The organism is Virgibacillus sp. DJP39 (genome assembly GCF_049310925.1).
In the GTDB taxonomy this organism is placed as follows: Bacteria; Bacillota; Bacilli; order Bacillales; family Amphibacillaceae; genus Virgibacillus_F.
This window is the reverse complement of sequence record NZ_JBMERP010000136.1, coordinates 1-4,948: the sequence shown is the minus strand read 5'-3', so window position 1 is coordinate 4,948 and position 4,948 is coordinate 1. Positions and strand designations below refer to the sequence as shown.

Here is a 4,948-nt window from a genome sequence, read left to right as displayed (position 1 = left end):
TTCATTTCAAACTGTCGCTGCATATCTTTAATTGTTGGTTATTAAAACATTTTCTATACTTTTCAACAGACGTGCTTGTTACCAGAAAAAATACAAAAACCGCGTATCACCTAGGTGACCACGCGATATTTGTTTATGATAGCCTTTTTATCAATTTTTCCTACGTCGGTCTTAGGCAATTCATTCACCTTACAACTGATCTTAAACCTCGCAAATCATCAATACGTTTCCATCCGGGTCCTTAAAAGTAAACCATTGATCATGTTCAATATCTGTGACTAGCTGTACGTCCTTATTCTTAATAAATTGATAAGCTTTCTTAATATCAGCTGTATTAAAATGAAAAGCGGGGTATTGATAGATTCTTTCTTTTTGAAAAATCTTGCTATCAAGCACAATACCAGTTCCTTGCATCGGTAAAACATACAGGTGATCAAACAATATTTCTTCTGTGATAGGAAGTCCGAGAATATCACAATACCAATCCCGTGCTTGTTGAATATTTTGTACTGGTATAAAAACGGTTCCTATTTGATTTATTATTGGATTCATGTCAACACCTCTTAAAATTAATATCTATCATAATTAATTCGTTATTAGAAGTGAAAATCCTCTTTTTTTGTTAACAAAAAACTATTTTGCAAGCAACACCTGATTTTACTTCGGAACAGTTTTATATTTTGTGGCTGATGACTCCTTGATAAACCTTGATGGTTCGTCAACAGTTAACATGGTAAGATCATGCATTGCTCGTGTGCAAGCTGTGTAGAATAGGTTTCTCTCAGATTCTTTCTCATATTGTTGTTCTGACGCATCAGGAATAATGACAGCATCAAATTCAATTCCCTTCGCCCAGTAAACAGGCAGAATTACTATACCTTTCTTGAAAGAATGTGTATCCTCATCAATCTTGGTAATATCAAGTTCCCCACCTATCATATGAAAAACATCGTTACACTCCTTAACCGTTTTACATATAATAGCAATTGTTTCATGTCCATCTTCAGCTAATTTTTTCACAGCAAGAATTAGCTTCTTGTTCCTATTCGCAATTGTACTAGCTTTTATAACAGACGGTATGCTCCCCTCTCGATTAAATGGTTGAATTAATTCTCCACCCGCAGCAAAACTCCTTGTAAACTCAACAATTTGCTTCGTTGACCGATAACTCTTGGTTAAACCAATACTTTCATATCCACCTTCACTGACCATTGGTAAAAACGTGTATTCCTGCGTTGCCTGTTCGTAAATTCCCTGGTTTAAATCACCAAGCAAGGTCATCTTTGTATAAGGAAAAACCCCCTGTATATAAGCATACTGGAAAGCGGAGTAATCCTGTGCCTCATCAATAATTAGATGACGGATAGACCGATCAGTGGTGTCGCCTATCAATTTTCCCTGGAAATAAACAAATGGAGTTGCATCCTCCCATGATAAATATTTCCTTGATAGGTCAGCGAATGTCTGACGACTTATCTCATCCCATTCTAAAGGTGTGTTTTCTGTTTCCCAACCATTAAATAACTCACGGTATGTCGCAAGAATATTAACAAACTTCAATTGTTTAACTTGTTTTTTTACCGAGGAAAATCTTTTTTTAACAACCTGTTTCTTTAAAAATATTTCTTCCTTTATAAATGACTCTTCCTCCTCGTCATCATCTGCTTGTACGTATTGATGTGCTACCAGGTAGTCTTCTTTATCCAAAAGTTCGATTTCATCTAACACCCAGTCCTTTTCTTCCTCTGCTCGTTGAAGGATGCTTAGTTCTCTTTGCAACCACTGAGAAAGAAGTTCCATACGGTTTGGTATAGAGATGGCATGATCTAAGGAATAAAAATAGCTGCTGATTTCTTCTTTAGAAATTAAAATACGCTTACGAAAATTAATATTTTTAAATAGTAATTCCTGCGTACCTAAATGGGTAATGAAATGATCAATAATCTCCTTGAATCCTATACTCGATTTAAAATGGATACCTTTCATTTTGACATGATAGTGCGGGTCACTTTCACCAGTTAAAGTGTATTCAATTTGTTTGAATGGTGATTCAATAGTTATGTGAGAGTTAACTTTGCTCTCCAGGTATTCCTGAAACGTTTTTTGTTTCATATTTTCTTCGCCGAGCTCAGGTAGAACATTCGCTACATAACTCGAGAACAGTGGATTTGGTGAAAATAATACCATATTGTCTCCACTTAATGTTTCACGGTTTCGATACATTAAGTATGCAATACGCTGCAATGCAGCAGAGGTTTTTCCACTCCCAGCCACACCCTGTACAATCAAGTACTTACTCGTTTCATTTCTAATAATTTTGTTTTGTTCTTTTTGAATGGTAGCTACAATACTTTTCATCGTGGTACTCGCATTATTTCCAAGTGCTTGTTGCAAGAGTTCGTCACCTATTGTTACACCGGTGTCAAACATTCCATTTAAACAACCATTTTTAATAATGAACTGTCTCTTCAAGGTGATTTCACCTGTAATTGTTCCAACTACAGTCTCATAGGTTGCTTTTCCAGGGCTGAAGTCGTAATACATGCTGGAAATAGGTGCCCGCCAATCATAAACCAGAAAATCTTCACCGTTTTTATCCATTAATGATGCTATACCTATATAAATAGGCTCTTCTATATTTTCTTTTTCTTCTATGAAATTAATTCTTCCAAAATAGGGCGAGTTAGTGAGTCTCTTAAATGTTTTTAATTGCTCGGAAAACTTACCATGCCCTCTTTCCTTTTGTGATAATAACTCCGCTTGTTGCCTTATACTTGCCTGCGTTTCTATTATATCGTCAGGTTCATCCACGTTAACCGTTACATCTTCCCAAAAGTTTTTTCTTAGGTTAATAACACTATTTTTGACGTCTTGTGCTTTCTGAGACACGATCCGCTCTTTCACTTTAATTAAATGTAGAATATAATCCAAACGACTTTGTTCAGTAGCTCGTTCTTTAGCTTCCTGATTCATTGAATCAACCTCATTTCCGTTACTTCTCAATTATTAATTGACTTTAAATAATACCTCTGTTACAATTATACTAGAGTAGTCTATACTTATGATTACATAAAGCCAATAATTTAAATTATACCACTTTCAATCCTACTATTACAACCTGCATAGTCTTCCTTCATAAACAAAAGTTATCCAAAACATTAGCCCTGCAAAGTTGTAGGTTGCTAATGTTTTTTTATTTAGTAAAAATATATAAAAACAAAACTGCTAAGTATTGATTTCCGGGATAATTGACAGGCTCCTTAAACAAATTTACACTTAATTAAGCTTACAAAGGTTGTAAAAGGAAAGGAACAAATACAGCAATGAATAATCATTCAAACTTAAACCAGGTTCTCAAAGAGTACATGCTAGTAATTGCAGGAGCTACACTTGTGGCACTCTCCTATAACATGTTTTTGTTACCATCAAAGCTTGCTGCAGGGGGAATATCCGGGATTAGTACAATCCTGTTTGAATTATACGAGCTAAGCCCTGCATATACGCAATTTCTAATCAATATTCCTGTTTTCTTCATCGGGTGGTTAATCTTAGGTAAAGACTTTGGAGGAAAAACGTTAGTAGGAACTTTCTGGGTTCCTTTAATTATATGGATTAGCAGTGATATTCCATATACGATTACAAACCCCTTGCTCGGCGCTTTATATGGCGGAATCGTACTTGGTATTGGACTTGGAACGGTGTACAAAGGAAATGGATCGACTGGCGGAACCGCTGCAATAGCACAATTGGTTAAGAAATTCACTGGTTTATCAAGTGGTTATTCCCAACTGGTTGTGGATGGAATAGTCGTGGTCTCCTCCATTATCGTATTTAATTTGGAACTCACTTTATTTGCATTAATGTGTATTTACATAACGAGTAAAGTAATAGACAGGGTACAGCTGCGCACATCATCAACCAAGCTTATTCTGATCATTACTGAAAAAGAAGAAAAAATACAGACACTTATTAATAACCAAATTGATCGAAGCTTAACTAAGATCCGTACTGTAGGAGGATATTCGAAGGAAAATAAAACAATGCTGCTTTGTGTCACTGAACAATCTGAGGCAGTCCTTCTTAAAAAGCTTCTTCAAAAAGAGGAACCGACATCATTTGTGGTGTTTATTAATGCTTCAGAGATACTTGGTCGAGGATTTTCATTGGATAAGTATTATGGGCAAAAGTTATAACGTATTCCTACCTATTATTGATCTTTTATACATAGTTGCTGTAAATATACATAGATTTATTACAGAGATAAAAAGAGAACGTTGTAAAACTCCAGTCTATTATAACGAGCTGTTTAAATGAGAATGTAGGGTAATATTATGCAGGAGAGAGGTTGTTAAAATGAAAATACTTGTAGTCGGTGCGAGTGGCACAATCGGAAAAGAAGTCACAAAAATTTTAGAACGTGACCATGAAATTGTACGCGCAGGCAGAAATGGCAGTGACGTATCAGTGGATATCATGTCTCCGGATAGTATAAAAAACATGTATGAACAAGTTGGAAAAGTAGATGCAGTTGTAAACGCTGCAGGTGGCGCAGCTTTCAGTCCACTCACAGAACTAACACCAGAGAAAAATGAAAAAGGAATCCTGAGTAAACTAAAGGGACAAATTAATTTGGTACTTTTAGGCATGGACTATGTGAATGATAACGGAAGCTTTACTTTAACTACTGGAATTATGATGGATGATCCCATCTTGCAAGGGGCGTCTGCAGCAATGGCAAACGGCGGTGTTAAAGCATTCGTAAAATCAGCTGCTATTGAGATGCCAAGAGGTATTCGAATTAATAGCGTCAGTCCAAATGCCGTCCAGGAATCATGGGAAAGACTTCAGGGATATTTCCAAGGATTCAATCCCGTTCCAGCTAACCGTGTTGCACTAGGTTTTACAAAAAGCGTATACGGTGCCCAAACCGGACAGAATTACGAGATTT

4 protein-coding genes are annotated in these 4,948 nt (G+C 36.1%); 2 read left to right on the top strand and 2 right to left on the bottom strand.

Annotated elements, in window-relative coordinates:
- Nucleotides 1-201: 201 nt before the first annotated feature.
- Nucleotides 202-552, bottom strand: coding sequence for a VOC family protein (locus tag ACOI1D_RS21000; protein WP_422504088.1), 351 nt, complete (start codon nucleotides 550-552; stop codon nucleotides 202-204).
- Nucleotides 553-657: 105 nt separating this feature from the next.
- Nucleotides 658-3,003 carry an RNA polymerase recycling motor HelD gene (gene helD / locus ACOI1D_RS20995; RefSeq protein WP_422504087.1) on the bottom strand — a complete coding sequence of 782 codons (2,346 nt, stop codon included), beginning with the start codon at nucleotides 3,001-3,003 and terminating at the stop codon, nucleotides 658-660.
- A 320-nt stretch (nucleotides 3,004-3,323) separates the two neighbouring features.
- On the opposite strand from helD, the gene ACOI1D_RS20990 reads away from it, so the two are divergent.
- A complete protein-coding gene (locus ACOI1D_RS20990; RefSeq protein ID WP_422504085.1) occupies nucleotides 3,324-4,193 on the top strand; it encodes a YitT family protein in 870 nt (289 codons plus the stop codon).
- A 160-nt stretch (nucleotides 4,194-4,353) separates the two neighbouring features.
- Nucleotides 4,354-4,948 (top strand): short chain dehydrogenase (locus ACOI1D_RS20985; RefSeq protein ID WP_422504083.1); only part of this gene is annotated, 595 nt, incomplete at its 3' end.

Bases quoted from the DNA above. Each gene is read 5' to 3' on its own strand.
- ACOI1D_RS21000 (WP_422504088.1), bottom strand. From the start codon at position 552: ATGAATCCAATAATAAATCAAATAGGAACCGTTTTTATACCAGTACAA.
- ACOI1D_RS20990 (WP_422504085.1), top strand. From the start codon at position 3,324: ATGAATAATCATTCAAACTTAAACCAGGTTCTCAAAGAGTACATGCTA.